Origin of the sequence: Paraburkholderia sp. A1BS-2L (assembly GCF_051125205.1) — a bacterium.
In the GTDB taxonomy this organism is placed as follows: Bacteria; Pseudomonadota; Gammaproteobacteria; order Burkholderiales; family Burkholderiaceae; genus Paraburkholderia.
In genome coordinates this window covers 1,918,047-1,942,110 of record NZ_CP120429.1, presented here as the reverse complement: position 1 = coordinate 1,942,110, position 24,064 = coordinate 1,918,047, and the positions used below count along the sequence as shown (strand labels likewise).

18 protein-coding genes and 4 pseudogenes are annotated in these 24,064 nt (G+C 61.5%); 10 read left to right on the top strand and 12 right to left on the bottom strand.

All coding sequences use genetic code 11. The features are described 5' to 3' along the window. Positions 1–19: 19 nt before the first annotated feature. Complete coding sequence (locus P5W98_RS23695; RefSeq protein ID WP_421025686.1) at positions 20–1,546, bottom strand: methyl-accepting chemotaxis protein; 1,527 nt, start codon at positions 1,544–1,546, stop codon at positions 20–22. 144 nt (positions 1,547–1,690) lie between these two features. On the opposite strand from P5W98_RS23695, the gene P5W98_RS23690 reads away from it, so the two are divergent. Further along, positions 1,691–2,620: a hypothetical protein gene (locus P5W98_RS23690; RefSeq protein ID WP_421025687.1), complete on the top strand. Its 930-nt coding sequence runs from the start codon at positions 1,691–1,693 to the stop codon at positions 2,618–2,620. Positions 2,621–2,787: 167 nt separating this feature from the next. On the opposite strand, the gene P5W98_RS23685 is transcribed toward P5W98_RS23690, so the two are convergent. Continuing rightward, positions 2,788–5,073, bottom strand: coding sequence for an NADP-dependent malic enzyme (locus P5W98_RS23685; protein ID WP_421025688.1), 2,286 nt, complete (start codon positions 5,071–5,073; stop codon positions 2,788–2,790). A 151-nt stretch (positions 5,074–5,224) separates the two neighbouring features. Here P5W98_RS23685 and P5W98_RS23680 point away from each other — a divergent pair, with 151 nt between their 5' ends. After that, a complete protein-coding gene (locus P5W98_RS23680) occupies positions 5,225–6,190 on the top strand; it encodes a LysR family transcriptional regulator (protein ID WP_421025689.1) in 966 nt (321 codons plus the stop codon). Between the two features lie 33 nt (positions 6,191–6,223). On the opposite strand, the gene P5W98_RS23675 is transcribed toward P5W98_RS23680, so the two are convergent. Continuing rightward, complete coding sequence (locus P5W98_RS23675; RefSeq protein WP_421025690.1) at positions 6,224–7,555, bottom strand: MFS transporter; 1,332 nt, start codon at positions 7,553–7,555, stop codon at positions 6,224–6,226. Positions 7,556–7,868: 313 nt separating this feature from the next. Between P5W98_RS23675 and P5W98_RS23670 the strand changes: the two genes are divergently transcribed. The 6 genes from P5W98_RS23670 (at position 7,869) to catC (ending at position 13,209) form a co-directional block, all read left to right on the top strand. Beyond that, on the top strand, positions 7,869–8,612 hold the full coding sequence (locus P5W98_RS23670) for an IclR family transcriptional regulator (protein ID WP_421025691.1): 744 nt from the start codon (positions 7,869–7,871) through the stop codon (positions 8,610–8,612). A 61-nt stretch (positions 8,613–8,673) separates the two neighbouring features. Beyond that, positions 8,674–9,726, top strand: coding sequence for a cyclase family protein (locus P5W98_RS23665; protein ID WP_421027020.1), 1,053 nt, complete (start codon positions 8,674–8,676; stop codon positions 9,724–9,726). Between the two features lie 42 nt (positions 9,727–9,768). After that, a complete protein-coding gene (locus P5W98_RS23660) occupies positions 9,769–10,470 on the top strand; it encodes an SDR family oxidoreductase (RefSeq protein WP_421025692.1) in 702 nt (233 codons plus the stop codon). A gap of 2 nt (positions 10,471–10,472) precedes the next feature. Beyond that, positions 10,473–11,474, top strand: coding sequence for a 3-hydroxyacyl-CoA dehydrogenase (locus tag P5W98_RS23655; RefSeq protein WP_421025693.1), 1,002 nt, complete (start codon positions 10,473–10,475; stop codon positions 11,472–11,474). A 75-nt stretch (positions 11,475–11,549) separates the two neighbouring features. Further along, on the top strand, positions 11,550–12,878 hold the full coding sequence (locus P5W98_RS23650) for a short-chain fatty acid transporter (protein ID WP_421025694.1): 1,329 nt from the start codon (positions 11,550–11,552) through the stop codon (positions 12,876–12,878). 46 nt (positions 12,879–12,924) lie between these two features. Continuing rightward, the gene (gene catC, locus P5W98_RS23645; protein WP_421025695.1) at positions 12,925–13,209 is read left to right on the top strand and encodes a muconolactone Delta-isomerase; all 285 of its coding nucleotides are present in this window, start codon (positions 12,925–12,927) and stop codon (positions 13,207–13,209) included. A 114-nt stretch (positions 13,210–13,323) separates the two neighbouring features. Here catC and P5W98_RS23640 read toward each other — a convergent pair whose 3' ends face one another. After that, positions 13,324–14,484 (bottom strand): porin, encoded by a 1,161-nt coding sequence (locus P5W98_RS23640; RefSeq protein WP_421025696.1) that lies wholly within the window; start codon positions 14,482–14,484, stop codon positions 13,324–13,326. 886 nt (positions 14,485–15,370) lie between these two features. Between P5W98_RS23640 and P5W98_RS23635 the strand changes: the two genes are divergently transcribed. Together P5W98_RS23635 and P5W98_RS23630 are read left to right on the top strand one after the other, a co-directional pair. Next, positions 15,371–15,511, top strand: a complete 141-nt coding sequence (locus tag P5W98_RS23635) for a hypothetical protein (RefSeq protein WP_421025697.1) — start codon at positions 15,371–15,373, stop codon at positions 15,509–15,511. Positions 15,512–15,560: 49 nt separating this feature from the next. After that, positions 15,561–17,219, top strand: a complete 1,659-nt coding sequence (locus P5W98_RS23630; protein ID WP_421025698.1) for an NRAMP family divalent metal transporter — start codon at positions 15,561–15,563, stop codon at positions 17,217–17,219. A 112-nt stretch (positions 17,220–17,331) separates the two neighbouring features. On the opposite strand, the gene P5W98_RS23625 is transcribed toward P5W98_RS23630, so the two are convergent. The 8 genes and pseudogenes from P5W98_RS23625 to P5W98_RS23590 form a co-directional block, all read right to left on the bottom strand. Continuing rightward, complete coding sequence (locus P5W98_RS23625) at positions 17,332–17,817, bottom strand: lysozyme inhibitor LprI family protein (protein ID WP_421025699.1); 486 nt, start codon at positions 17,815–17,817, stop codon at positions 17,332–17,334. Between the two features lie 218 nt (positions 17,818–18,035). Then, positions 18,036–18,128: pseudogene (locus P5W98_RS23620) on the bottom strand (PAAR domain-containing protein); the annotation flags it as partial. Between the two features lie 68 nt (positions 18,129–18,196). Then, positions 18,197–19,024 (bottom strand): lysozyme inhibitor LprI family protein, encoded by an 828-nt coding sequence (locus tag P5W98_RS23615; RefSeq protein WP_421025700.1) that lies wholly within the window; start codon positions 19,022–19,024, stop codon positions 18,197–18,199. A 44-nt stretch (positions 19,025–19,068) separates the two neighbouring features. Further along, positions 19,069–20,085: pseudogene (locus P5W98_RS23610) on the bottom strand (glycoside hydrolase family protein); the annotation flags it as partial. Between the two features lie 83 nt (positions 20,086–20,168). Then, a pseudogene (locus P5W98_RS23605) lies at positions 20,169–20,421 on the bottom strand (PAAR domain-containing protein). 375 nt (positions 20,422–20,796) lie between these two features. Continuing rightward, entirely contained in the window at positions 20,797–21,270 is a 474-nt protein-coding gene (locus tag P5W98_RS23600; protein WP_421042729.1) for a hypothetical protein, read from the bottom strand. Next, complete coding sequence (locus P5W98_RS23595) at positions 21,255–21,752, bottom strand: glycoside hydrolase family 19 protein (protein WP_421027021.1); 498 nt, start codon at positions 21,750–21,752, stop codon at positions 21,255–21,257. Before P5W98_RS23595 ends, P5W98_RS23600 begins: the two co-directional genes overlap by 16 nt. 78 nt (positions 21,753–21,830) lie before the next feature. Continuing rightward, a pseudogene (locus tag P5W98_RS23590) lies at positions 21,831–24,058 on the bottom strand (hypothetical protein); the annotation flags it as partial. Between the last annotated feature and the right edge of the window lie 6 nt (positions 24,059–24,064).

Sequence of the window (24,064 nt, the reverse complement as noted above, 5' to 3'; positions counted from 1 at the left end):
GGCTTGAAAGGCTCGCGACTCACGCGAGCCTGAACACCCCTACCGCCTCACGCAATTCCACCGCCTGTTCGGCGAGCGCATGCGCTGCCGCGGAGGCCTCCTCGACGAGCGCCGCATTGTGCTGCGTGGTCTCGTCCATCTGCGTGACAGCCACGTTCACCTGCTCGATGCCGGTGCTCTGCTCCCGCGAAGCCGTGGCGATTTCGCCGACGATTGCCGTCACGCGCTCGACCGCGCCAACCATTTCCCCGATCACGTTGCCCGCATCGTTCACGAGCGCCGAGCCCGCATCGACGCGTTGCGCGGAAGCCTCGATCAGCGCCTTGATTTCCTTCGCCGCCGCGCCGCTGCGCTGCGCGAGCGAACGCACTTCAGCGGCCACCACGGCAAAGCCGCGCCCCTCCTCGCCGGCACGCGCGGCCTCGACCGCTGCGTTCAACGCCAGCATATTCGTCTGAAACGCAATGCCATCGATCACGGCGATGATATCGACGATCTCGCCCGAGCTCGACGCAATCCCGCGCATGGTGTCGACTACCTCGGTCATCAACTGCTTGCTGCGCGCCGCCGTCTGTGCCGCGTCGCCGGCCAGCCGCGCTGCCTGTTGCGCGTTTTGCGCATTCTGGCGCACGGTGGCCGTGATCTCTTCCATGCTCGCCGCCGTTTCTTCGAGCGAAGCGGCCTGCTCTTCCGTACGCGATGAAAGCCCGTGGTTGCCCGCCGCGATTTGACCGCTCGCCGAGGCCACGCCCTCGGCATGACCGCGCACCTTGCTCACCACGCCCGCAAGGCTGCGCTGCATGCTCTTGAGCGCCGCGAGCAGCATTGCGGTTTCGTCGCGGCCGCCCGTTTGAACTTCGAAGGCGAGATCGCCGTTGGCCACCGCGCGCGTGCAGTCGAGCGCGCGAGCGAGCGGCCGCGTCACGGTGCGGCTGAAGAGCCAGCTGCCCGTCATGGAAACGATCAAGGCAGCCACCATCAACACGGCGCTGATCGCCGTCGCGCGACGCGCATCGCTAGCCGCATCGGCCGATACCTGGGCGGCCTGCGCCGCGATCCGGCGCGCCGCTTCGCCGAGCAACGCGGCGGGCGCGCGATCGACGCCGGCCACTGCATGATCGCCAGCGGCGGCATCGAAGCCCGCTGCCTTGAAGGCCGCGAACCCCACGCGATAACCTTGCCCCATCGCCGTGTGCGCAGCGGCAAACCGCTCGACCAGGTCGCGGCTCTCGCCTGCGGGCAAATTCGTTCTCAATTGTGCGGCGAGCGCGTCCACTTCGCGCTCACGCGCCTCGAACGCGGACCAGTGCTTCTCCAGCAGCGCCGGATCCTTGCCGCGCAGCAGCGTGTCCTTCCATTCCTGCACCTGCACCTTGAAGACGACCAGCATAGCCGTCGCCGCACGCTCGTTGGCTACGCTGTTCTGCACCGTCGTGCCGTAAACATTGAGCGACTGATTCAGCGAATAGATTCCGTAGAGCGAGCCGGCGAACATCAAGACGAGGGCCGCCGCGAACGCAAGCGGAATCTTCAGGGTCAACTTCATCTTTGTTTCCTTGCCGCTTCATTCATGTTTCATTTTCGATTGCCTTTCGTGACGCATTCGCGCCACGCCGGTGGTATCGGCATTCGCATGAAAAACTGAAGGGGGGCGAAGAAAAGCCGGATTTGCTGCATCCAATGCGCGCTAATGAACAGTCGCCTCCTCCTGGCAGATATGACAATATCGCGACACTACCGATGCATCGACGAAAAACGACTCAAAGCATCGTGTGCGTACTTCGACAAAACGGTAATCGAACGCCGTCGAAACGGCGCGGGAGTCTGGGATGCAGACAATCTCTTTCGGGGAATGCGTCGCTGGGGCATGGCGCGACGCCGGGAACATGGTGCTGCAGCGGCCGCTGTTCATTGCCGCATGCACCACCGCCATTTTTTCACACGCTTCATTCAGGTCTCGCTGGGTGACCTTCCCGCACCGCATTCCATGCAGGTGATGCTCGCGATCGGCGCATTGTGGCTGGTAAAGCTCCTGCTCACGAATGCCGTTGTCGTACAGGCGATGCGCTACGTGGTGCTCGGCGATGACGCCATCGCCATCGACACCTTGGTTGGCCGCGATTACTGGCGCTATTTGGGGCTGACGTATGGCCTGACGGTGGTCATGATCGTCGCGGTGGTGGCCGGCGCCCTGCTCGTTGCAACGGCGTCGCGCTTCCTTGGCATCCACGGGCATGTGCGTGCGCTCTCCATGACAAGCGCATGCGCCATGGCGTTAGCCGCAATCTGGGTGAATGTGAGGCTATGCCTCCTGTCGAGTCACGTCGCGATCGGCAGGCCGCTAAGCTGGCGCGCCGCCTGGCGTGACACTCACGAGCACGCCATGACCATCATCGGCACCTGGCTCACGATCGCCCTGACGATATGTATTGCCGCGGTCCTGATCATGGGAATCGCCGCATTAATCTCCCACGCTCTTCGCGACGGCCGCCACGGCCCCGTGCTCCAGTTCGCGCAGATTCTGGTTCTGGTCGCCGCGTTGAGCATCTCCGGTGCCGGTTCGGGCTGGATCTACCGGCGCTACGCAACGGGTTTTATCACCCCACCCCGAGGTCTGTGAACCGGACCGCGTATCGCAATCGGGCAATCGGGCAATCGGGCAATCGGGCAATCGGGCAATCGGGCAATCGGCACCCAAGCAAAAAAGGCAGTAGTCCTTGCGGACCACTGCCTTTCTTCATCGATCGTGCCTGATCAGACGCGATTCAGACACGACTCATACGCAACTCAGTCGCGATTGGCCTGAAGCACCGTCAACGCCGTCATATTGATGATGCGTCGCACCGTCGAGCTCGACGTGAGCACGTTCACCGGTGCATTCACGCCGAGCAGGAACGGCCCCACCGCCACGTTGCTGCCCGCGCCGGTCTTGAGCAGGTTGTACGCGATGTTCCCCGAGTCCACGTTCGGGCACACCAGCAGATTCGCCGCGCCCTTGAGCTTCGAATGCGGGAGGATTCGCTGGCGCAGCGCTTCGTCGAGCGCGCAGTCGCCGTGCATCTCGCCGTCCACTTCCAGATCGGGGTTCTGCTCGGTCACGAGCTTGAGCACTTCGCGCATCTTCGCGCCCGATGCCGAGCTGCCCGAGCCGAAGTTCGAGCGCGAGAGCAGCGCGACCTTCGGTGCGAGATTGAGCCATTCCATCTGGCGCGCCGCCGCGAGCGTGAACTCGGCGATCTGCTCGGCGTTCGGGTTGTCGTTCACGTGTGTGTCCACGATGGCGACCGTGCGCTTGTCGAGCAGCAGGATGTTCATCGCTGCGTAGGTCCTCGCGCCACGGCGCATGCCGATCGCTTCGTCGACGAAGCGCAGGTGATCGTGATACGCGCCCACGGTGCCGCAAATCATGCCGTCCGCGTCGCCCAGGCGCACCATCATCGCACCAATCAGCGTGAGGCGGCGGCGCATTTCCACGCGCGCCATTTCCTTCGAGATGCCGTCGCGGCAACGCAGTTCCCAATACGTGGTCCAGTATTGATGGAAGCGTTCGTCATACTCAGGATTCGTCACTTCCACATCTTCGCCGAGCTTCAGGCGCAAGCCGAACTTCTCGATGCGCGCAAGCAGCACTTCGGGACGGCCGATCAGGATCGGACGCGCGAGCTTCTCGTCGACGATCACCTGCACCGCGCGCAGCACGCGCTCTTCCTCGCCTTCCGCGAACACGATGCGCGCCTTCGCGCCATCGCGCACGAATTGCTTGGCCGCCGCGAAGATCGGCTTCATGAACGCGCCCGAGTGATACACGAACTGCTGGAGCTCGTTCGTGTAGGCGCCGAAGTCGTCGATCGGACGCGTCGCCACGCCGTCTTCCATCGCGGCCTTCGCCACCGCCGGCGCGATGCGCACGATGAGGCGCGAGTCGAAGGGACGCGGAATCAGGTACTTCGGACCGAAGCGCAGATCGTAAGCGCCGTAGGCCGCGGCCACCGAGTCATTGACCTCTTCTTCGGCGAGCTTCGCGATCGCGTGCACCGCCGCGATTTCCATGTTGCGCGTGATGGTCGTTGCGCCCACATCGAGTGCGCCGCGGAAAATGTACGGGAAGCACAGAACGTTGTTGACCTGGTTCGGGAAGTCCGAGCGGCCCGTGGCGATCACCGCGTCCGGGCGCGCTTCGAGCGCGACCTCGGGGAAGATTTCCGGCGTGGGGTTGGCAAGCGCGAGAATGAACGGCTGGTCCGCCATCTTCTTGACCATTTCCGGCTTGAGCACGCCGCCGGCGGAGAGGCCGAGGAACACGTCCGCGCCTTCGATCACTTCGGCAAGCGAGCGCGCAGAGGTGTCCTGCGCGAAGCGCTCCTTGTCCGGGTCCATCAGTTCGGTGCGGCCCTGATAGACCACGCCCGCGAGGTCGGTCACCCAGATGTTCTTGAGCGGCAGGCCCAGATCCACCATCAGGTCCAGACACGCGAGCGCCGCTGCGCCCGCGCCCGAGGCCACGACCTTGACCTTCGAAATGTCCTTGCCCACCACTTTCAGGCCGTTCAGGAACGCGGCCGAAACGGTAATGGCGGTGCCGTGCTGATCGTCGTGGAAGACTGGAATCTTCATGCGCTCGCGCAGCTTGCGCTCGACCGTGAAGCAGTCCGGCGCCTTGATGTCTTCCAGATTGATGCCGCCAAAGGTGGCTTCGAGGCTCGCGACGATGTCCACGAGCTTGTCGGGATCGCTTTCGGTGATTTCGATGTCGAACACGTCGATGCCGGCGAACTTCTTGAACAGCACCGCCTTGCCTTCCATGACCGGCTTGGAAGCGAGCGCGCCGATATTGCCGAGGCCCAGCACGGCCGTGCCGTTCGTGATCACGCCCACCAGATTGCCGCGCGCCGTGTAGCGGAACGAGTTCTGCGGGTCGGTGACAATTTCCTCGCAGGCCACCGCCACGCCGGGCGTATAGGCGAGCGCGAGATCGCGCTGGGTGACCAGCGGCTTGCTGGCCGTGACCGAAATCTTGCCCGGGGTGGGGAATTCGTGGTACTCGAGGGCGGCCTGACGTTCGGTCTTATTCATGTTCCTCACTCCAATATGGTGCCGGCCGCCATGGCGGCGCACCGGTTGTGTTCGAATGAGGGCCATTCTAGAGAGCCGGCATAACGACCCCATTTTGATTTAGTATGGGGCCATTATTTTTTCCTGATACCCCTCCTGGGGCTTGCCGGCCGTGTCATTCAGTACCGAAGAAGTCACGAGGCGCCTGAACGCGCGCCTGAAAATGCGCCATCTGGTGCTGCTGCTGCAGATCCGCCAGCACGGCTCGCTCACGCGGGTGGCCGAGTACATGGCCACCAGCCAGCCGGCGGTGACCAACGCGCTGGCCGAGATGGAGAGCCTGTTCGGCGCGCCGCTGTTCGATCGCTCGCCGCGCGGCATGACGCCCACGGCGCTCGGCAATGTCGTGCTGGCCCGCGCGCAGGCCATGTTGCACGACCTCGACCACCTCGCGCGCGACATCGAAGCGGTGCATGCGGGCCATGCCACGCGCATGCACGTGGGCGTGATTCCGTTCATTTCGGGGCGCACGCTTGCCGCGGCGATCCGGCTCGCGCAGTCGCGCCTGCCACAGCGCGTGACCATGACGATTCACGAAGGCACGACCGACACGCTGCTGCCGCGCCTGCGCGACCACACGCTCGACCTCGTGATCGGGCGCGCATCGTCGACCGCCGACGTGAACCAGGTGCGTTTCGACGTGCTGTACCAGCAGACGCCGCGCTTGATCGCGAGCCGACGCCTCGCCGCGCGGCTCGGCCGCGCCAAGTCGAGCTGGCAGAAACTCGCGGAACTGGAATGGATTTTGGGCGCGCCGAACACGCCCATGCGCGAGCAGATTTCCGACCTCTTCCTGCACGCGGGCGTGGCGCCGCCGGTGCCGATCATGGAGAGCTATACGTCGCGGCTGATCGGCGAAATGATCGCGACGAACGAGAATGCGGTGTCGATCGTGCCCGCCGATATCGCCGAGGAACTCGTGCATATCGCGGGCGTGGCGATCGTGCCCTACACCTTCGACTGGACGCTGCCGCCCATTGCGCTCTTCACGCGCGCGGGCGTGCAGCGCGAAGCGGATACCGTGTTCGGGCAGGCGTTGCGCGAGCTTTATCTGGAAGGGGAGGCGGGGCGGCGGTGATACCAGGGCGCGCGTTGCGCCCCGCCTCGTGCGTCAAACCCGCTGCGCCACCGCGCTGCACTCGGGCATCGCCTGCTGGCTGTGCATGCGCGACACCAGCATCAGCGCGCATACCAGCGTGATGATCACGTGCACGATGCCGAGCGCGACCACCGAAAGAATGCTGCCCGTGGCGCCCAGCAGGAACTGGCCGAGAATCGGCGTCGTGCCCGCGAACACCATGCCGCAAATCTGGTACGAGAGCGAGATGCCCGTGTAGCGCACCTGCGCCGGAAAGGCCTTTGCGAGCATGCCAGCCATGGCCGCGTAGTACAGCGAATGCGGAATCGAGGCCAGCGCCATGCCGAACATCGCGAGCTTGGTCGACCCCGTGGCGATCATCATGAACATGATCGGCAACGCCACGATCTCGGGCACCAGCATGTAGATGATCGCCTTCCGGAGATCTAGCTTCGTGGCCAGCACGGCGCCGAACGGCTGCACGATCAGTTGCACGACGATGGCGAACGTGATGACGCTCAGGAATTGCGTGCGGTCGAACCCGATCGAAGTCACGGCCCACGACAGCGCGAACGTAGTCTTGAAGTAAGTGGCCGAAAGCGCGATCACGCACGCACCCACGCCCATCGCCACGAGCGACTTGTGGTGGCGCAGCACTTCGCCGATCGGCAGCTTCACCACCTTGTTCTTCGCCTGCAGCTCCTTCATGGCCGGCGATTCGTCCACGCTCATGCGGATGAACATGCCCACCATCACCAGCAGCGCCGACATCAGGAACGGCACGCGCCAGCCCCACGTCATGAACTGATGGTCAGGCAGCATCGAGATCACGAGAAACGCCACCGTCGCGAGCAGGTTGCCCGCGGGCGAGCCCTGTTGCGCGAAGGCCGAATAGAGAATCTCCTTGCCCTTGGGCGCGTGCTCGGATGACAGCACCACCGCGCCGCCCCACTCGCCGCCCATCGCAATGCCCTGCAGCAGCCGCAGGAAGATGAGCAGCACCGGCGCCATCACGCCCGCCTGCGCATAGGTGGGCAAAAAGCCCATGGCCGTGGTGCAAAAGCCCATCAGCATGAGCGTGATGATGAGGGTCTTCTTGCGGCCTACCTTGTCGCCCAGGTGACCGAACACGATTCCGCCGATCGGGCGCGCGAGAAAACCCACCCAGAACGACGCGAACGCCGCGAGCGTGCCGACCATCTGCGAGCTCGAAGGGAAAAACAGCTTGCCGAGCACGAGCGCCGCGGCCGTGCTGTATGCGTAGAAGTCGTACCACTCGATCGTCGTGCCGACGAACGAGGCAATGCCAGCCTTGCGGGCCTGGCGGGCCTGGTGATGCGGGTTGTCGAGAGAGGAAGCTGCCACGTTACGTCTCCAGAAATCGATTTCAGCCGCCGCGTTTCCGATATGAAACACGCGGAACCCAGGTCCTTTCCGATGCGAAACACGCCGCTTCGAGGCAGGTGGCAGGCACATCGTCGCCGTTCGATTGACGAACACGCTTTCATTTATCGAACAGTTGCCGGGCGGTGCGGACTATGAAGCGCTCGCTTTATAGCGTCAACCAAGGGATAACCCGAATCGGCTCCGTTCCCAGTCTGGGCCCCAAGCCGCGCGATTTAGGTGTTTACCCGTAAGCATATTGTCAGCGCATTATCGATATGTCGATAATGCTCTCATGGATGTGAAAACTGCAGTGCGCGTCTTCGACGTGATCAACCTCTTTGCCGAAGTCCGGCAACCGATGATCTACAGCGAGATTGCGCGTCGAACCGAGATCCCGCTATCGAGCTGCCACGCGCTGTTGCAGACGATGGTGGCCAAGGGCTATCTCTACGCTCCGGGCGTGAAGGCCGGCTATTACCCCACGCAGCGCCTCCTGCATGTCGCGCGCGACATCTGCAGCGAGGACCCGCTGACGCTGATGTTCCAGCCGCTGCTCGCCGCGCTGCGCGACACCACCGGCGAGACCGCCGCGCTCGCCACGCTCGCGGGCAACCGCGTCGTCTATCTCGACGTGATGGAGTCGCGCCAGAAGATCCGCTACAGCGACGAGCCCGGCGGCTTCATGTCGGTCACGAGCGCGGCTGGCAAGGCGCTGCTCGGTGCGCTTGCGCCCACGGCGCGGCGCAAGCTGCTCGACAGTTGCGAGCCGTTGACGGTGGCGCCAGGCGGTTCGTTCGTTGATCGCGCAACCTTCGAGCACGAGATCGAGCAAGGCGTGGCGGACGGCTGGCATCGCTCGACGGGCGAAAGCATCGAGGACGTGGCCGGCCTCGCGCGCGGCTTTCTGATTCACGGCGAAGCGTTCGCGCTCGTCATCGGCGCGCCCAAGGCGCGTCTTCTAAGCAACGAGCAGCACGCCGTGCAGGCGCTGCTCGAGGTATTCGCGCAAATCCCGCCGTCGCTGCTGGCCGCCTGAAGGCCCGGCGCCGGCGGCAGTCATGGCGCAACCGTCCGGCAAGGACGGAGAGGAACAGAGCATGCGTTGGAAGAACCGGCCGGAAGGCTCGAACTGGGGCGATTTCGGCCCTGATGATCAATTGGGCCGCCCCAATCTCATTGGTGCGGAGCAGGTGCTCAAGGGCGCGCGCGAAATTCGCGCAGGGCTTAGTTTCACGCTCTCGCTGCCGCTCGACTTTCCCGGCGAGAGCAAGCTCAACGTGCGCCGCCATCCGCCCGTGCTGCGGCCGACCTTCCGCGACGGCCTGCCCTACGTGAATTTCCCGTTCGCGCGCGACCAGCCCGGCGCCACCGATGTCGTGAGCGACGACCAGGTGCTGCTCTCGCTGCAGTATTCGACGCAATGGGACGCGCTCGCGCACGTGGGCGCGCGTTTCGACGCCGATGGTGACGGCGTGGCCGAAAGCGTCTATTACAACGGCTATCGCGCGAACCGCGATATCGTCGGCCCGATGGAATACCGCGCGGAAAGCGGCTTCGCGCCGCACGCCTGCGGCGGCGCGCACAGCCATGCCGATGTGCTCGGCATCGAGAACCTCGCGGTGAAGGGCATGCAGGGCCGCGGCGTGCTGATCGATCTAGCCGCGCATTTCGGGCGCGAATGCCGCACGGTCGGCTACGACGACCTCATGCGCGTGATCCAGGCGGACCGCATCGAAGTGGAGCGCGGCGACATGCTCGTGCTGCGCACCGGCTTCGCCGAAATGGTGATGGAGATGAACCGCCAGCCCGACGAAGCCGTGCTCGCGAGCCATTGCAGCGCGCTCGACGGCCGCGACGCGCGACTGTTGCGGTGGATCACCGACTCGGGCATTGCAGCGCTCGCCGCCGACAACTACGCAGTCGAGCGCTACCCCGCGCGCGAGCCCGCGACGCCGGGCGAGCACCCGCTCATGCCGCTGCACCACCATTGTCTCTTCAAGCTGGGGCTGCCGCTCGGCGAGCTGTGGTATTTGCGCGATCTCGCCGCGTGGCTGCGCGAGCACCAGCGCTCGCGCTTCATGCTCACCGCGCCGCCGCTGCGGCTGCCGGGCGCGATGGGCTCGCCGGTCACGCCGGTCGCCACCGTTTGAGTTCATTCGCATTCCGAAACTATCTCGATTCGCATTCCCGATATGGCTAAAGAACGAGTTTTGATCACTGGCGGCGCCGCCGGCATTGGCGCCGCATGCGCCGCCCGCTGCGAGGCAGACGGCTACGAAGCGGTCGTGATCGACCGCGTGGGCGACGGCATCATCGCCGACCTTTCCGACATCGAGGCCACGGCGCACGCACTCACGCGTGCGCTCGCGGACGGCCCGATCACGCGCCTCATCAACAACGTGGGCATCGTGGTCCCGGCGGACGCCGAACACCAGACGCTCGAAGAGCTCGAACGCGCGTGGGCGCTCAATGTGCGCTGCGCGCAGCAGTGCATGCAGGCGCTGCTGCCGGGCATGAAAGCCGCGGGCTTCGGGCGCATCGTGAACATGTCGTCGCGCGCGGCGCTCGGCAAGGAGTTGCGCACCGCGTACTCGGCCACCAAGGCGGCGCTCATCGGCATGACGCGCGTCTGGGCGCTGGAGCTGGGCGCGTTCGGCATTACCGCCAACGCCATCGGCCCGGGCCCGATCCGCACCGAGCTGTTCGATCGCGCCAACCCGCCTGGCGCGCCGCGCACGCAAGCCATCGTCAACGCCGTGCCGGTGAAGCGCGTGGGCACGCCCGACGACGTCGCACACGCCGCCTCGTATCTGCTCGACGCGCGCAGCGGCTTCGTCACAGGCCAGGTGCTCTATGTGTGCGGCGGCATGACGGTCGGCGTCGCGGGAGTCTGACGATGCAATCCGCCGACCACCTCGAAGCGCACAGCGGCGCGGCTGCGACGGTCCCCGGCACGCGGCGCGCGGGCATCGTCGGTGCGGGCAGCATCGGCGTGGCGTTCGCGCTCCAGTTCGCGCGCGCGGGCTGGCGCGTGCGCCTCTTCGATCCCGACGCAGCGCGGCGCGCCGCGGCGCCTGCCGAACTCGCCGCGCGTCTCGCGGACCTCTCGCGCTTCGTGTTGATCGACGAAAGCGCGGCTCGAATCGCCGCGCGCGTGGAGGTGGTCGACACGCTCGAAGCCGCGGCCGCCGACGCCGATCTCGTGCAGGAATGCGCGCCGGAGCGCGCCGAGCTCAAACGCGAACTCTTCGCACAGATCGATCGCGCCGCGCCGGAGCATGCGATTCTCGCGAGTGCCTCGTCGTTTCTCGCGGCGTCGAAATTCGTCGATGAAACCTTGCCGGGCCGTGCGCGCTGCCTCGTCGCGCATCCCGGCAATCCGCCCTATCTCGTGCCAGTGGTCGAGATCGTGCCGGCGCCGTTCACATCGCCGGCCGCCACCATGCGCGCCATCGCGCTCTATACCGAAGCGGGCCTGCTGCCCGTGCGCGTGAAAAAAGAAGTGGCCGGCTTCATCTTCAACCGGCTGCAAGGCGCGCTGCTGCGCGAGGCGTATTGCCTCGTGCGCGATGGCGTGGCCTCCGTCGACGACATCGACACGGTGGTGCGCGAAGGACTCGCGCCGCGCTGGTCCGTGATCGGCCCGTTCGAGACCGCCGACCTGAACACGCGCGGCGGCATCGCCTCGCATGCGCTGAAGATGGGACCGTCCTATGAACGGATGGGCGCCGAGCGCGGCCAGCACGATCCGTGGACGCCCGAACTCGTCGCGCAGGTGGAGGCCGCGCGGCGCGCGGCGCTGCCGCTCGATCAATGGGAGGCGCGCGTGGCGTGGCGCGACCGCCAACTCATGCGGCTCGCGAAACACCGCAAAAGCACGCCGCCCGAGAAGGATTGAGGTGAACGATCGCGCGAACGCGACGTCACCGCAAGAGAGACCACACGACTATTACGACTGAAAAGAGACATACCCATGCAAAGAATCACCGCGTTTTTCACCGAGCTGATGCGCCGGTGCTTGCCCGATCCCTTTGTCTTTGCGATCGGCCTCACCTTGCTCACGATGGTGCTGGCCGTGACCGTGCAAGGCCAGGCCATCACCGCGCTCACGGCAAGCTGGGGCAAGGGCTTCTGGGCACTGCTCGCCTTCACGACGCAGATGGCCGTGATTCTCGCGATGGGCTACGTGCTCGCCACCGCCCCGCTCACCGACCGGTTTCTCGACCGGCTCGTCTCGCAGGTGAACTCGCCGCGCACGGCGATTATCGTGGCGACGCTGGTGGGGGGCATCGGCAGTTGGCTCAACTGGGGCTTCGGCCTCGTGGTAGGCGGCATCGTGGCGCGCAAGCTCGCACTGCGCGTGAAGGGCGTGCACTATCCGCTCATCATCGCGTCGGCATACAGCGGCTTCACGCTCTACGGCCTCGGCCTTTCCGCCAGCATTCCCGTGCTGATCTCGACCAAGGGCCATCCGCTCGAAGCACAGATGGGCATCATTCCGCTCTCTGAAACGATTTTCTCGCCCGCCATGCTGATCACGAGCCTCGTGACCATCGTGACGCTGCCGCTCCTGAACGCGTGGCTGCATCCGAAAGCGGGCCAGCCGGTAAAGGAGATCGATCGCGCGCTGGACGCGGCGCCCAAGGCCGCCGCTCCCGTGCTCGACACCGACGAGAACGGCACTCTCGCCCATCGCCTGAACAACAGCCGCCTGTTGAGCCTGGTGATCGGCGCAATCGGCATGGGCTATGTGGCGCTGCACTTCGTCCAGGGCGGCTCGATCGATCTGAACCTCATCAACTTCTTTATTCTGTTCCTCGGCATCGTGCTGCTGGGCACGCCCATCCGCTATGTCGAGAAACTCAATGAAGGCATTCGCACGATCAGCGGCATCATTCTTCAATACCCGTTCTACGCGGGCATCATGGCGATCATGGCGTCCTCGGGGCTCGTCGACACACTCTCCGCGGCCTTCGTCAAGGTCGCTACGCCCAGCACGCTGCCGTTCTGGGGCTTGATCAGCTCGTTCGTCATCAACTTCTTCGCGCCCTCCGGCGGCGGCCACTGGGTCATCCAGGGCCCGTTCATGATCGAGGCCGCAAAGACGATCGGCGCATCCGTGGGTCACACCTCCGTTGCCGTGATGCTCGGCAACGCCTGGAACGATCTGGTGCAACCGTTCTGGATCCTGCCGGCGCTCGCGCTCTCGCGACTCAAGCTCAAGGACATCATGGGCTATACGGTCATCATGATGTTCTGGATCGGCATTGTCTATTCGGTGGCGATTCTCGTCTGGGGCTGATCCCGGAACGTTTAAAACCCCACTCGCTATTCACAGGAGACCGAACGTGCTCTATCTCGTGCACATGCAAGTGCAAATTCCGCACGGCACCGACGCCGGCTACGCCGATGCATTGAAGGCAGAAGAAAAGGCGTTCTCGCAGAATCTGCAACGCGAAGGCAAGTGGCGTCACTTGTGGCGCGTCGCGGGTGAGTACGCAAACTACAGCGTTTTCGATGTGGAGTCGAACGACGAACTGCATACGCTGCTTGCCGCGCTGCCGCTCTTCCCGTTCATGAAAATCGCGGTAACGCCGCTGGCCCAGCATCCCTCGGCCATCACGCCGAATTGAACCGGCGCAGCCAGTCCGGGAAAAACAACCGGCCCGCCGGCGAGATGCACCTCGTGAGCGCATTTCGCATAGCGGGCCGAATTCCGATCGGATAATTGGACGATCGAGCCTCGATTAGAAGCGGTGACGCAGACCCACCGTTGCGGCGACCTGGTTCGGCGTGGTCGAAGGCGACAGCGTGTTGATCATGGCAACGTTCGAAACGCCGTTCAACTGGCCCGAAGCGTGCTGATAGACACCCTCGACATAAACGTCGGTGCGCTTCGAGAGCGAGTAGTCGGCTTGCAGCGAAACTGTGTGCCACTTCGGATCAGCCGAACCCACGTTGCTCGTGAGCTTGCCGTCGGTGTACGTGTACGAGGCGTCGAGGCTCAGTGCCGGCGTCAGCGCATAGCGGCCGTTCAGCTCGAAGTTGTCGAGGCGCAGGCCCGTGTTCGGTTGCGTAAACACGATTTGCGTATTGCCGCCCTGGCCACCCGACATCAGCCCCTGGTATTGCGTGTGGGTCCACACGAAGCCCACCGTTGCGGGGCCATACGTGTAGTTCAGGCCCGCACCGAAGGCGCGCTGCGTTTCCGCCGCCAGGTTGAAGTTATTGCCATTGCCCGGCGAGTTCGCGCCATTCGCATTGCTGTTCGTGCGCGAATTGTTCATCTGCAGGTAAGCCGCCGCGAAGTTCAGCGGGCCGTTGCCATACGATGCGCCAAGGCTCCATGCGCGGTTGTTCGCGAACTGGCCCGCATCGTTGCTGAAGCCGTACAGGCCGCCGAACTTGAAGCCCGCATAGTTGGCGCTCGAGTACTTGACCGAGTTCTTGATCGAGAACGAGTGATCGAGGTTGTCGTTGTCGAACGGGTGAGCCGCCATGTTGTTGCCGAAGCCCGAACCGGCTTCCGAGAGCGGCGACAGGTAATCGACCATCGAATCGTACTGGCGGCCCAGCGTCAGCGCGCCATATTGGTCGCTTTGCAGACCAACCCAAGCCTGGCGGTTGAACATCGTGCCGGCTTCCGTGTCGCGGCCGTTGTTCAGGTTGAAGCCGTTTTCCAGCCTGAAGATGGCATGCACGCCGCCGCCCAGGTCCTCGCTACCCTTCAGGCCGAAGTACGTATCGGACAGTGCACCGCTGCCCTGATTCCACGCGGCGTGGCCGCCCGCGTTGTTCGCATAGACGATACCCGCGTCCAGCGCGCCATACAGCGTGACGCTGCTTTGCGCGTGAGCCGAAACTGCGAATGCGCTGAGGACGCCCGCAATAATCAAAGTGTGCTTCATGACTTTCCTTTGTGACATTCAGACCGAGCTGAAGTGGTCCGGGTACTGGAGCCACCCCGTCAATCCTGGAGCGAAGTTTAAGTGCGCATGCTCGGGGAACAGCGTGTCCTCACGCTGGAACAGTCAATTGCAGAATATGGAAATATCGGAATTCCCCTGCTTAAAACTTTGTGCGGAAAGGAAAATTCGAAGCTCGCACTGTCACCGGCATGTCATGGGCGTGTGGCAATCGCGCGACGTTGCGGTCGAATCGGTGAATTAGATTATTGTGGAAATCGATTCCCTTTCTTTCAATTGCCTGTACGGCGCGATGCTTTTTTGTTCTGCCTCGAAAAACGTGTTGACGCGCCGCAGGTCCGCTACCTAGAATTTAAAAATCTTCACAAAAGGGGCTAACGCCTTGGACACCTGCAGTAGTCGATCTTCGAACTGTTTCGCTGCCTGACCGGCACGACGTCCGCGCTCCCTTTTCACAGCCGCCGTCCTGCCAGCAGGCAGACGGTGCGCGCCGCAGCAACACTCCCCGTGCACCCCACCATTTAGCGCCGTATGGGCAGCGCTTTCGCGCGTCCGCACGGCAGGCGTTGCGAGCCTGCGCTCGCAACTGCGTTCGCGCGCGCCCTTTCGCCGGGTTCTGCCTGTGTCGCGAAAGGGCCATGCACGAGCGCGTGGATCAACACGCGCGTACTCCATGTACGCGCCTCACGCATGAGGGAGCCGCCATGCCGGATAGCGACAGTCATCCCATACGTCCGACGATTTTGAATTTTCTATTTCTGAACACGGAAAGCGAGTAGATATCCGCACCCTGCGCTCCGCGCGCATGGCCAACCGGGCCTGCTGGTTTTCCGCCGAACGCGTCGAGCCAGACGCCCGGAGCAACATCATGTCATACGCACTCCTGCTTTCCCGCCTGCCCCAAGTCGAACTGGCGCGCGACCATTACACCAGCATGCTCGCGCTGCACGAGACCGCGCCAAGCCTGCGCGCACGCCTCTGGCAACGCCTCAAGCATCTCCGTTCGTAAGCGGCACACCCTCGCCATTCACACAGACAACTCAAAAGACGGGATCGCCATGTCCACTCCAACCCACTTCACGCAAGCGAACGTATCGCCGCCACGCAGCGCGGTGCTCGACGAAGCCCACCTCGGCGATATCCAAGGTGCGCTCGGCACCATCTCCCATTACGACCTCGCCCCGCGCTCGGGGTGGTGGGCGCGCCTGCGCACGCTGCTCGCCATTATCGGCCCCGGCCTCATCGTGATGGTGGGCGACAACGATGCGGGCGCCTTCGGTACCTATACGCAAGCCGGCCAGAATTACGGCACGACCCTGCTCTGGACGCTGCTGCTGCTCGTTCCGGTGCTCTACGTGAACCAGGAAATGGTGCTGCGCCTTGGCGCGGTCACGGGCGTCGGCCACGCACGCCTGATCTTCGAGCGCTTCGGCAAGTTCTGGGGCGCGTTTAGCGTGATCGACCTGTTCATCCTCAATGCGCTCACGATCGTGACCGAGTTCATCGGCATTACCTTCGTGCTCAATTTCTTCGGTATCCCGAAGATTCTGGGCGTGTGCATTGCCGCTGCGCTGACCATGGCGGCCGTCGGCACAGGCGATTTCCGACGCTTCGAGCGCTTTGCGGTCGTGCTGTGCCTGCTGAGCCTGCTGCTCGTGCCCGTGCTCGTGACAATTCATCCGCCCATTGTGCAAATGGCGCGCGACTTCTTTATCCCTGGCTGGCCCGCCCACTCGAAGCTTTCGGACGTGATGCTGCTCGTGATCGGCATCGTCGGCACTACGGTTGCGCCGTGGCAGTTGTTCTTTCAGCAAAGCTATGTGATCGACAAGCGCATCACGCCGCATTTCATGAAGTACGAGAAAGCCGATTTGTGGATCGGCATCTTCTTCGTGCTGATTGGCGCCGTGGCCATGATCGCATTCTGCTCGCAGCTCTTTGCCGGCAAGCCCGAGGTCGGCAGCTTCACCGACGCGGGCGGCGTGATCGCCGGCCTCGAAAAGTATGCGGGACACACCTCGGCCGTGCTGTTCGCGATCGCGCTGTTCGATGCGGCCATTATTGGCGCGGCGGCGGTGTCGCTTTCGACGGCCTACGCGATCGGCGACGTGTTCAAGATCCGCCATTCGCTGCATCGCGGCGTGTCCGACGCGAAGGGCTTTTACCTAGTCTATTTCGGCATCATTGCTGCCGCAGCGGCCATTGTGCTGATTCCGGGCAGCCCGCTGGGCCTCCTGACCGAAGCCGTGCAGACCCTTGCGGGCGTGCTGCTGCCGAGCGCGACCGTGTTTCTGCTGCTGTTGTGCAACGACCGGGCGGTGCTCGGCCCATGGGTCAATTCGAAGGCGCTCAAACTGTTCACGGGCGCGGTCGTCTGGGTGCTGGTGATGCTTTCGATCGTCCTCACCGCTTCGGTCATGTACCCCGACATGAGCGGCGAAACCATCATCGACATCCTCGCGGCCGGCACGCTGCTGGCCGTGGCCGGCCATGCCGCCATGCTTGCGTGGCGCTGGCTGCGCGGTGAAAGCGCGCCCGCGGCCCAGAGCTGGCCCGAGGGCGCGCGCGATATGTGGCGCATGCCGCCGCTTGTCGAGTTGCCGCCGCCTAATCTCACGTTGGCCAAGCGCGTGTGGATGGGCGTGCTGCGCGGCTATTTACTTATCGCTGTGATTCTGGTGATTGTGAAGGTTGTGCAGATGATGCTGATGCACTGAGCGCGGCTGACCGGCAGTGACTCGAGCCTGACGATCAGGTCGCCGACATTTACTTTCAGCGCTTCCGTATGCACTTTGCAGATCTGGCTGCATAGGCATCCGCGCGTCAAGCTCAATTGGGGTTCGTTGTGGGGAGTGCTTCGAGACGCACTCGCATTGACTTGAGTATGCATGCTGCATCCGGACCACACGCGTCTCGGTGCTTGATCCACTGACGCTGACTGCGGCTGAGCGTGACTGTCTGTGTTCCCGATGTTTTTGCCTGCACCATCGCGCGTCCGTAGGCTTCCCCAATGCCCTGATTGAAAGCGGCCAACTGGTACGAATTGCAAATCGCGTGCTCGGTTGCTGTGGACGCCTTATCACATCGAAACGAAACTTCGATCGGCGCGTTGTTTGGGATCTTCCTGAGCACGAGAATGGTCTCGTCGTGCCAGCGCAGGTACATCTTTTCGCGAACATTTTGGACAATCCAGGCGCCCGGCACGGCTTCCTTTCCGAGTGCGGCATAGGACACGCCGAGGCCGCCTTGCCACACGCCTTTCGAACGCATCAGATCATTCAACGATGTTCCGATGTAACGCACCTCGGGGTTCACGCAACGGTCCGGGAAGTCGTCGGTGTCGTCAGTAACATCGCTCCGCTTGAACTTGAATATGCGCCCTGTCAGGCGTGGATCGTTCCATGTGTACTGGGTGGTACGTCCGAATTCCGTATTAAGGTGAATCTCCTTGACCTGCCATGTGCCAGTGAGGAAGTCTGGCAGCGTCGCACCAAACGAATTGAATATGTAAAGAAAAATACAAGAGCGCTGAAGACGTAGCGTCCCTCGAAGCGCATGGTTGGCGAGCCTGTTTCTACTTTGCCGCCGTGGGTGGTTTTGTCGTTGATGCGGATTAGGTTGATCATGAGTTGCGTGTGGAACTAGTATTTGCTTTGTAGATCTGACTGCATAAATATCAATCCGCGCGCCAAGCTTAATTGGAGCCCGTTGTGGAGAGCGCTTCAAGGCGCGCTTGCATTGACTTGAGTATGCACGCTGCATCCGGGCCACACGCATCTCGATGCTTGATCCACTGGCGCTGACTGCGGCTGAGCGTGACTGTCTGTGTTTCCGATGTTTTTGCCTGCATCATCGCGCGTCCGTAGGCTTGCGCAATACTCTGGTCAAAGGCGGCCAACTGGTACGAATTGCAAATCGCGTGCTCGGTTGCGTTGGACGTCCTGTCACATCGGAACGAAGCTTCGATCGAAGCGTTGTGTGGGACCTTTCTGAGCACGAGGATGGTTTCGTCGCGCCAGCGCAGGTACATCTCTTCGCGACTAATTGGGACGGCCCAGGCGCCTGGCACAGTTGCCTTTCCGAGTTCGCCATAGGACACGCCGAGGTCGCCTTGCCACACGCTTTTCGCGCATGTGAGACTTAACGCGCGGACTTGCGTTGTACCGCTGGTTTCAAGCTTGTAGTCACGTGCAGGGTCGAGACTTGCCACCGGCGGATAACCGTAGCCACCGACACTGCGCAGCATCAGATCATTCAACGATGTTTCGATGTAGCGCACCTCGGGATTCACGCAATGATCCGGGGAGTCATAGGCATCGTGAGTGACATCGTTGCGCGTGAAATTGAAGATACGCCCCGTTAGGCGTGGATCGTTCCATGTGTACTCGGTGGTACGTCCCAATTGTGTATTAAGGTGAACCTCCTTAACCTGCCATATGCCTGTAAGGGTATCCGGCAGCGTCGCACCAAACGAGTTGAATATGCCAAGAAAAAATACAAGCGGGCTGAAGAGGTGGCGCATTTTCTAAATTGCCGTCATGTTGAGATTTTGTTTCTATGGTTTGATCAATTTCGCGGTGGCAAGGGGCGGCCGTGATATTCGTAACGCCCACTAGTGTAGAGCGTGATTTCATCTTTGCGGCGCTTCACGAGACCGTCGAAAATCGAGCCGCCCGAGTAAACATATTTGCTGATTTCATCCATCGCCGAGGAGATCTGACCTCGATTAATCATATCGGTTACCTTGGTCCATCCGCCGCCGGGGTTATATGCATAACTGACGAGGGCATCGAATTCGTTCTTCATTAAGTTGACCTTCACTGAGGTATTTACCATGCGAATATATGCGGGAACGGTTTTGTGTAGCAGTTCGATCTGCTTTTCATCGCTTAGATTGACGATATGGGTGTGTTGCGCACAGAAATTCCGCGCTGAATGACCCTGAAGACCCGCGCCAGCGGAAATGGCACGCGCTGTTGCAGCGTCAAGTCCAATGGACTTCATGTCGATCACGATGCTTTGGGGTGCGCGTGCTTTCATGTCGTAGCCCGCGCCTAGCGTCACGCCGCTTGCGCCGCCCGGCCAATGCAGCTTGTTGGTTGTGCCGGCGAGATGTTCCTGCATGAAGATGAAATAGATGCCTTTGTCGGAGAGGGTCTTCGCAGGGCTGCCGCCGGAAGCAAAATTCCCCACCACCCCCACCGGATGAAAATGCCACGGCGTCGGCTCTTGCGGAAATCCCTCGACGGAAGTCACCTGCTCCCACCACTGCAGATTCCCGATCCGCTCTATCTCGGACTGCCACAGCCACAGCAGATTCTTCATCAGCGGCGACATCTCTTCCCACTTGCCCATCCCGCCGCCCCATTCGGTTTCCGAGCGCACCACCAGATGCGTGATCGCCTCGGCCATCCACGGGGTTTCCCGCGCCTGCTGCAACTCGTACGCCGTCACCTTGCCGTCGTGGTTCGCATCGATCGCCTTCTCCAGCTTGACGATCAGATCGCCGGCATTCACCTTCAGCGCGCTCGGCTCGAACACCGTCTTGTCCTCGTCGGCCAGATACTGGTCCGTGACATGCAGGTGGCCGTCTTGCAGGCTCTCGGGATGGTTGGCATACGGCGCTGTCCATTTCGTGCGGGACGTTCGCAGTTGATATGAGGCGGTCAGATCAGGCTTGATATCAGGTGGCATCCGCAGGTTGCCCGGTGGCCGTGGCGGGCGATCGGAATGCCACCGTCAGTCATTGACGGGTCGCCTTCTTCGATTAACGTTTGGTGATACGTCTGGATGTTGGGGGCAGGAGACGCGGTCGCCTTTGCGCGCGACGTGGCGTCCTTCGAAGCGCATGGTTGGCGAGCCGGTTTCTACTTTGCCGCCGTGGGTAGTTTTGTCGTTGATGCGGATTAGGTTGATCATGAGTAAAATAAATTACACAACGCTCGTCGGAAACCATTCAGAGAGTGCGTGGCTATTTACACGCGGACAAATCTTCGCACTTAATCCATTTTAAAATGATGCCATGTCTTTTTGATGGATATCTCACGAAATACCAAAAACCGTTCGAGCTGTTGAATTCGATAAGCTGAACATTATCTCCCCTGACCAAGTACATTTTCGTCTTGGCTGAATCAAGATGATCTGTGTATAACCATGCTTTTTCGGTGATTATGGACGTTGTGACTGGTAGTCGTAGCGAATAGATTTTTTGATTGGTAACCAGAAATTTTTCTGTCAGATGGCCGCCCTTGTAAACCGAGCGCGTTATCTGATCACACCCAACACAGCTATCGCTCAAGGCAAGTTGATAGGTGCCATTTTCAACTCGTAGATATCTTCATACTGTTTTGCGCCGAGCTTGTATGAGCTAATCAAGTTATTCTCGAAAATTTTATAATTGCATATATCTCTATGTGAAAAATTGAGAGGAGAAAATTTAAAAGTTTTTTCGTCAAATGAGAAAAATTTTGAACATTCGTTGATGCCGCCACTTGTCGCTACAATCTCTCGATTGCCATCATTGTAGAGATCTGCTATGGATATGTGCTCATAGCCATTATCGATAACCTTTTTCAATTCACCAGTCGGAACGATGCGTTTGCAATTAAAATTTTCGCTGCAAAGCTGGATTTCCCCTGCGGCGTCGACCGAGAGTGGGCTATTCTTGGCTTCTGCGATAGAAGTCGCGATCGCCATTATGGCGACTGTATAAGCTATGCTTTGGCTTAGCAGTAGTTTGATTTCATGAGCTTTCACTTCAACCCCCATTCTTTTTTGATTTTATCAAAAAGCACTTGACGCTCGTTTAATCCGTTGCTTCCACCATTTACGGCTAAAGTAATCAGGGTGACATTATTTTTCTCATGCTCGATAAGAACATTAATGTCGCCCTTGGCACTGTATTTTTTCTCGATCCCTCCTTTTCGACGCCAGAACCAGCAAGACGCATCAATTGCGTTTTCCATGTCCAAAGCTATCAGGTCAGGGTTAGAAACAAAATCTACTCCTCTATGCTCTGAGTACGCCTTATATGTGTTTTTCCATGTCAATTGAATTAGTCCCTTTCCTTTGTACTTTGGTCCATCGCCCATGACTGTATTGCCATTTTTAATGGCATCCCTGTGCATTCCCGGATTGTAGCCTTCCCCAGAGGCAAACTCTATTGTTGTTTCGAATCTTGCGGATTCGTGAAAACATTGTGCAAGAAAGTGAGCCCTTTGATAGCATTCGACGATACCGTATGATTTCATTTTTTCATTGAGTAGTGAAACAAATTCATATTTATCAAATTTGTAGATATTCGGATATTTTTCTGAAAAATGAAGCACAAAGGATGGCGAGCCTCCTTTTCCTGTAAACCAGTCTCCAGATTTTTCCAGCACTTTTTCCAAGAGGTCGACCGTAATTGCACAGCAATCGGAGGTTATAAAATTCCCCACCACCCCCACCGGATGAAAATGCCACGGCGCTGGCTCCTTCGGAAATCCCTCGATGGAGGTCACCTGCTCCCACCACTGCAGTTTCCCGATCCGCTCTATCTCGGACTGCCACAGCCACAGCAGATTCTTCATCAGCGGCGACATCTCTTCCCACTTGCCCATCCCGCCGCCCCATTCGGTTTCCGAGCGCACCACCAGATGCGTGATCGCCTCGGCCATCCACGGGGTTTCCCGCGCCTGCTGCAACTCGTACGCCGTCACCTTGCCGTCGTGGTTCGCATCGATCGCCTTCTCCAGCTTGACGATCAGATCGCCGGCATTCACCTTCAGCGCGCTCGGCTCGAACACCGTCTTGTCCTCGTCGGCCAGATACTGGTCCGTGACATGGAGGTGCCGTTTGAACAGGTCGACCGGTCTGAAGCTGATGTTGTCGACGAGTTCGAACCCCGGCCAGTCCCACGGGCCACACAGGCGCGCGAGCGGATGATGTGCCTCGCACACCCAGCCTTGCAGGGTTGAGCCATCCTTCGTCCCGATCGTGATGTTCCACCAGTGCAGCCCCTTGTCGTCGACGGCGACATTACCTGCGCCCAGCCGGTCCAGATCGGTGCGCCGGAATACGTCGCGGAAGTCCGCGCCCGGGCCTTTCGCATTGGAGATATTCAGCGGGAAATCCGACCATCCCTTTACGACACCGGTTGCCGTTGTGTTCGCGAGTTGGGCTTCCACCCACACCGGGGAACCGGCGTTCGTCAGCGTCGGGGTTGGGCGCTGGCCACGGTGTCCTCCACGTGCGGGCATCGTCACCGTCTTCGGCTGGACCCTGACCCAGCGCGAACCCGCCGCCTTGCCCACCGGCACGAGCTTCAGGCCACCTGCGCTCTGGGGCAGCGTCCGGTCCGGCCCGGGGATCTCCATGACGAGTCGCGCACCGGGCGAAATCTCCAGAAACGTCTTCACCGCCGGCAACGCTTTTGCGCGTGCGCGGCTCTTTTCGATGAACGCCGGCAATTCCGGGCCCGCGAATACCTCGAGATGCAGCAGCGGCCGGGTCGGCTTCGGGGGCAGCAGCTTCGCTTCCGTGTAACGCACGTAGTGGCCCATCTGGCCCACCACGTCGCCGGCCTTCACGGGATACGGCTGTTTCAGCACCACCACCGTATCGAGTGGTTTCGGATCGAGAACCGCATCGAGTTCCTTCGCATACACCCAGCTCCACCGTGCATGCTCCGATACCCGCTGGCCGGCAATCGGGGCGACCGGCTCGCCGCTTCTGAGCGCCTTGATCTTTCGCCAGCCGGGATGTCTCGGGTCCGATTCGGACAGCAGGAGTTCAGCGCCACGGGGCAGGATGCCGATGATTCTGCCATTCGCCAGGTCGCGAAGTGGATGCCCTTCACGGGCGCGGGGGGCGGCGTGTTGTCAACCGGCTGGACTACGGGCGGCTGGGGTGGAACGACGAAATCCGCATCGATGAATTCGCCAAGCAGGTCCCGGTTCGCGATGTCCACCGGCACGGGCTGCGGCGGCTTTGGCTTCGGCAGCGTTTGCATGTCGTTCGACCTGTCGCCCACGCGGTAGTAGCGCTCGCCTTCCCAGAACGGCATCGGCTCCAGGTGCGGTGTGGCCGGATCAGGTTGTTTCTTCGCGGCCTGATAGCTGTTCCAGTCCATCAGGTGCATGTACAGGCTGAAGAACGTCAGCGTTTCGTCCGACGCGGGCTTGCCCGTGGCACCAGGCGCCGGCGGCAACGGCAGCCTGTGACGGATCAGCACGAAGCCCGTGGAGTAGAGCGCCTTGCGATTGTCCCGCCAGATCTGTTCGGGATACTTACTGTCGAGCCGGTAGGCCACGATCTCGCCGTCGGCGATGGCGCGCACGCCTTCATCCTGCTTGAGCATCGCGGCGGTGTTGCGGTCGAAGTGCACGCCGCCGTGCCATATCCCGCTGACGCCAAGCGGATAGAAACCGTCCCCGGCCTTCGCCAGCGCCTTCATGTACGTCATCGGATCGGTGGCGCCACCATTGCCGGACGGCGTGAATGGAAAGGCCCAGTTCAGCGGGGTATAGGCGGGTGCTGGCGATGCTGTGGGTACAGGAGGAACGCGCGTGCTCATGGATTT

Coding starts and splice junctions, on each gene's coding strand:
- P5W98_RS23695 (WP_421025686.1), bottom strand. CDS start 1,546: ATGAAGTTGACCCTGAAGATTCCGCTTGCGTTCGCGGCGGCCCTCGTC.
- P5W98_RS23690 (WP_421025687.1), top strand. CDS start 1,691: ATGAACAGTCGCCTCCTCCTGGCAGATATGACAATATCGCGACACTAC.
- P5W98_RS23685 (WP_421025688.1), bottom strand. CDS start 5,073: ATGAATAAGACCGAACGTCAGGCCGCCCTCGAGTACCACGAATTCCCC.
- P5W98_RS23670 (WP_421025691.1), top strand. CDS start 7,869: ATGGATGTGAAAACTGCAGTGCGCGTCTTCGACGTGATCAACCTCTTT.
- P5W98_RS23665 (WP_421027020.1), top strand. CDS start 8,674: ATGCGTTGGAAGAACCGGCCGGAAGGCTCGAACTGGGGCGATTTCGGC.
- P5W98_RS23660 (WP_421025692.1), top strand. CDS start 9,769: ATGGCTAAAGAACGAGTTTTGATCACTGGCGGCGCCGCCGGCATTGGC.
- P5W98_RS23655 (WP_421025693.1), top strand. CDS start 10,473: ATGCAATCCGCCGACCACCTCGAAGCGCACAGCGGCGCGGCTGCGACG.
- P5W98_RS23650 (WP_421025694.1), top strand. CDS start 11,550: ATGCAAAGAATCACCGCGTTTTTCACCGAGCTGATGCGCCGGTGCTTG.
- P5W98_RS23640 (WP_421025696.1), bottom strand. CDS start 14,484: ATGAAGCACACTTTGATTATTGCGGGCGTCCTCAGCGCATTCGCAGTT.
- P5W98_RS23635 (WP_421025697.1), top strand. CDS start 15,371: ATGTCATACGCACTCCTGCTTTCCCGCCTGCCCCAAGTCGAACTGGCG.
- P5W98_RS23630 (WP_421025698.1), top strand. CDS start 15,561: ATGTCCACTCCAACCCACTTCACGCAAGCGAACGTATCGCCGCCACGC.
- P5W98_RS23615 (WP_421025700.1), bottom strand. CDS start 19,024: ATGCGCCACCTCTTCAGCCCGCTTGTATTTTTTCTTGGCATATTCAAC.
- P5W98_RS23600 (WP_421042729.1), bottom strand. CDS start 21,270: ATGGGGGTTGAAGTGAAAGCTCATGAAATCAAACTACTGCTAAGCCAA.
- P5W98_RS23595 (WP_421027021.1), bottom strand. CDS start 21,752: ATGAAATCATACGGTATCGTCGAATGCTATCAAAGGGCTCACTTTCTT.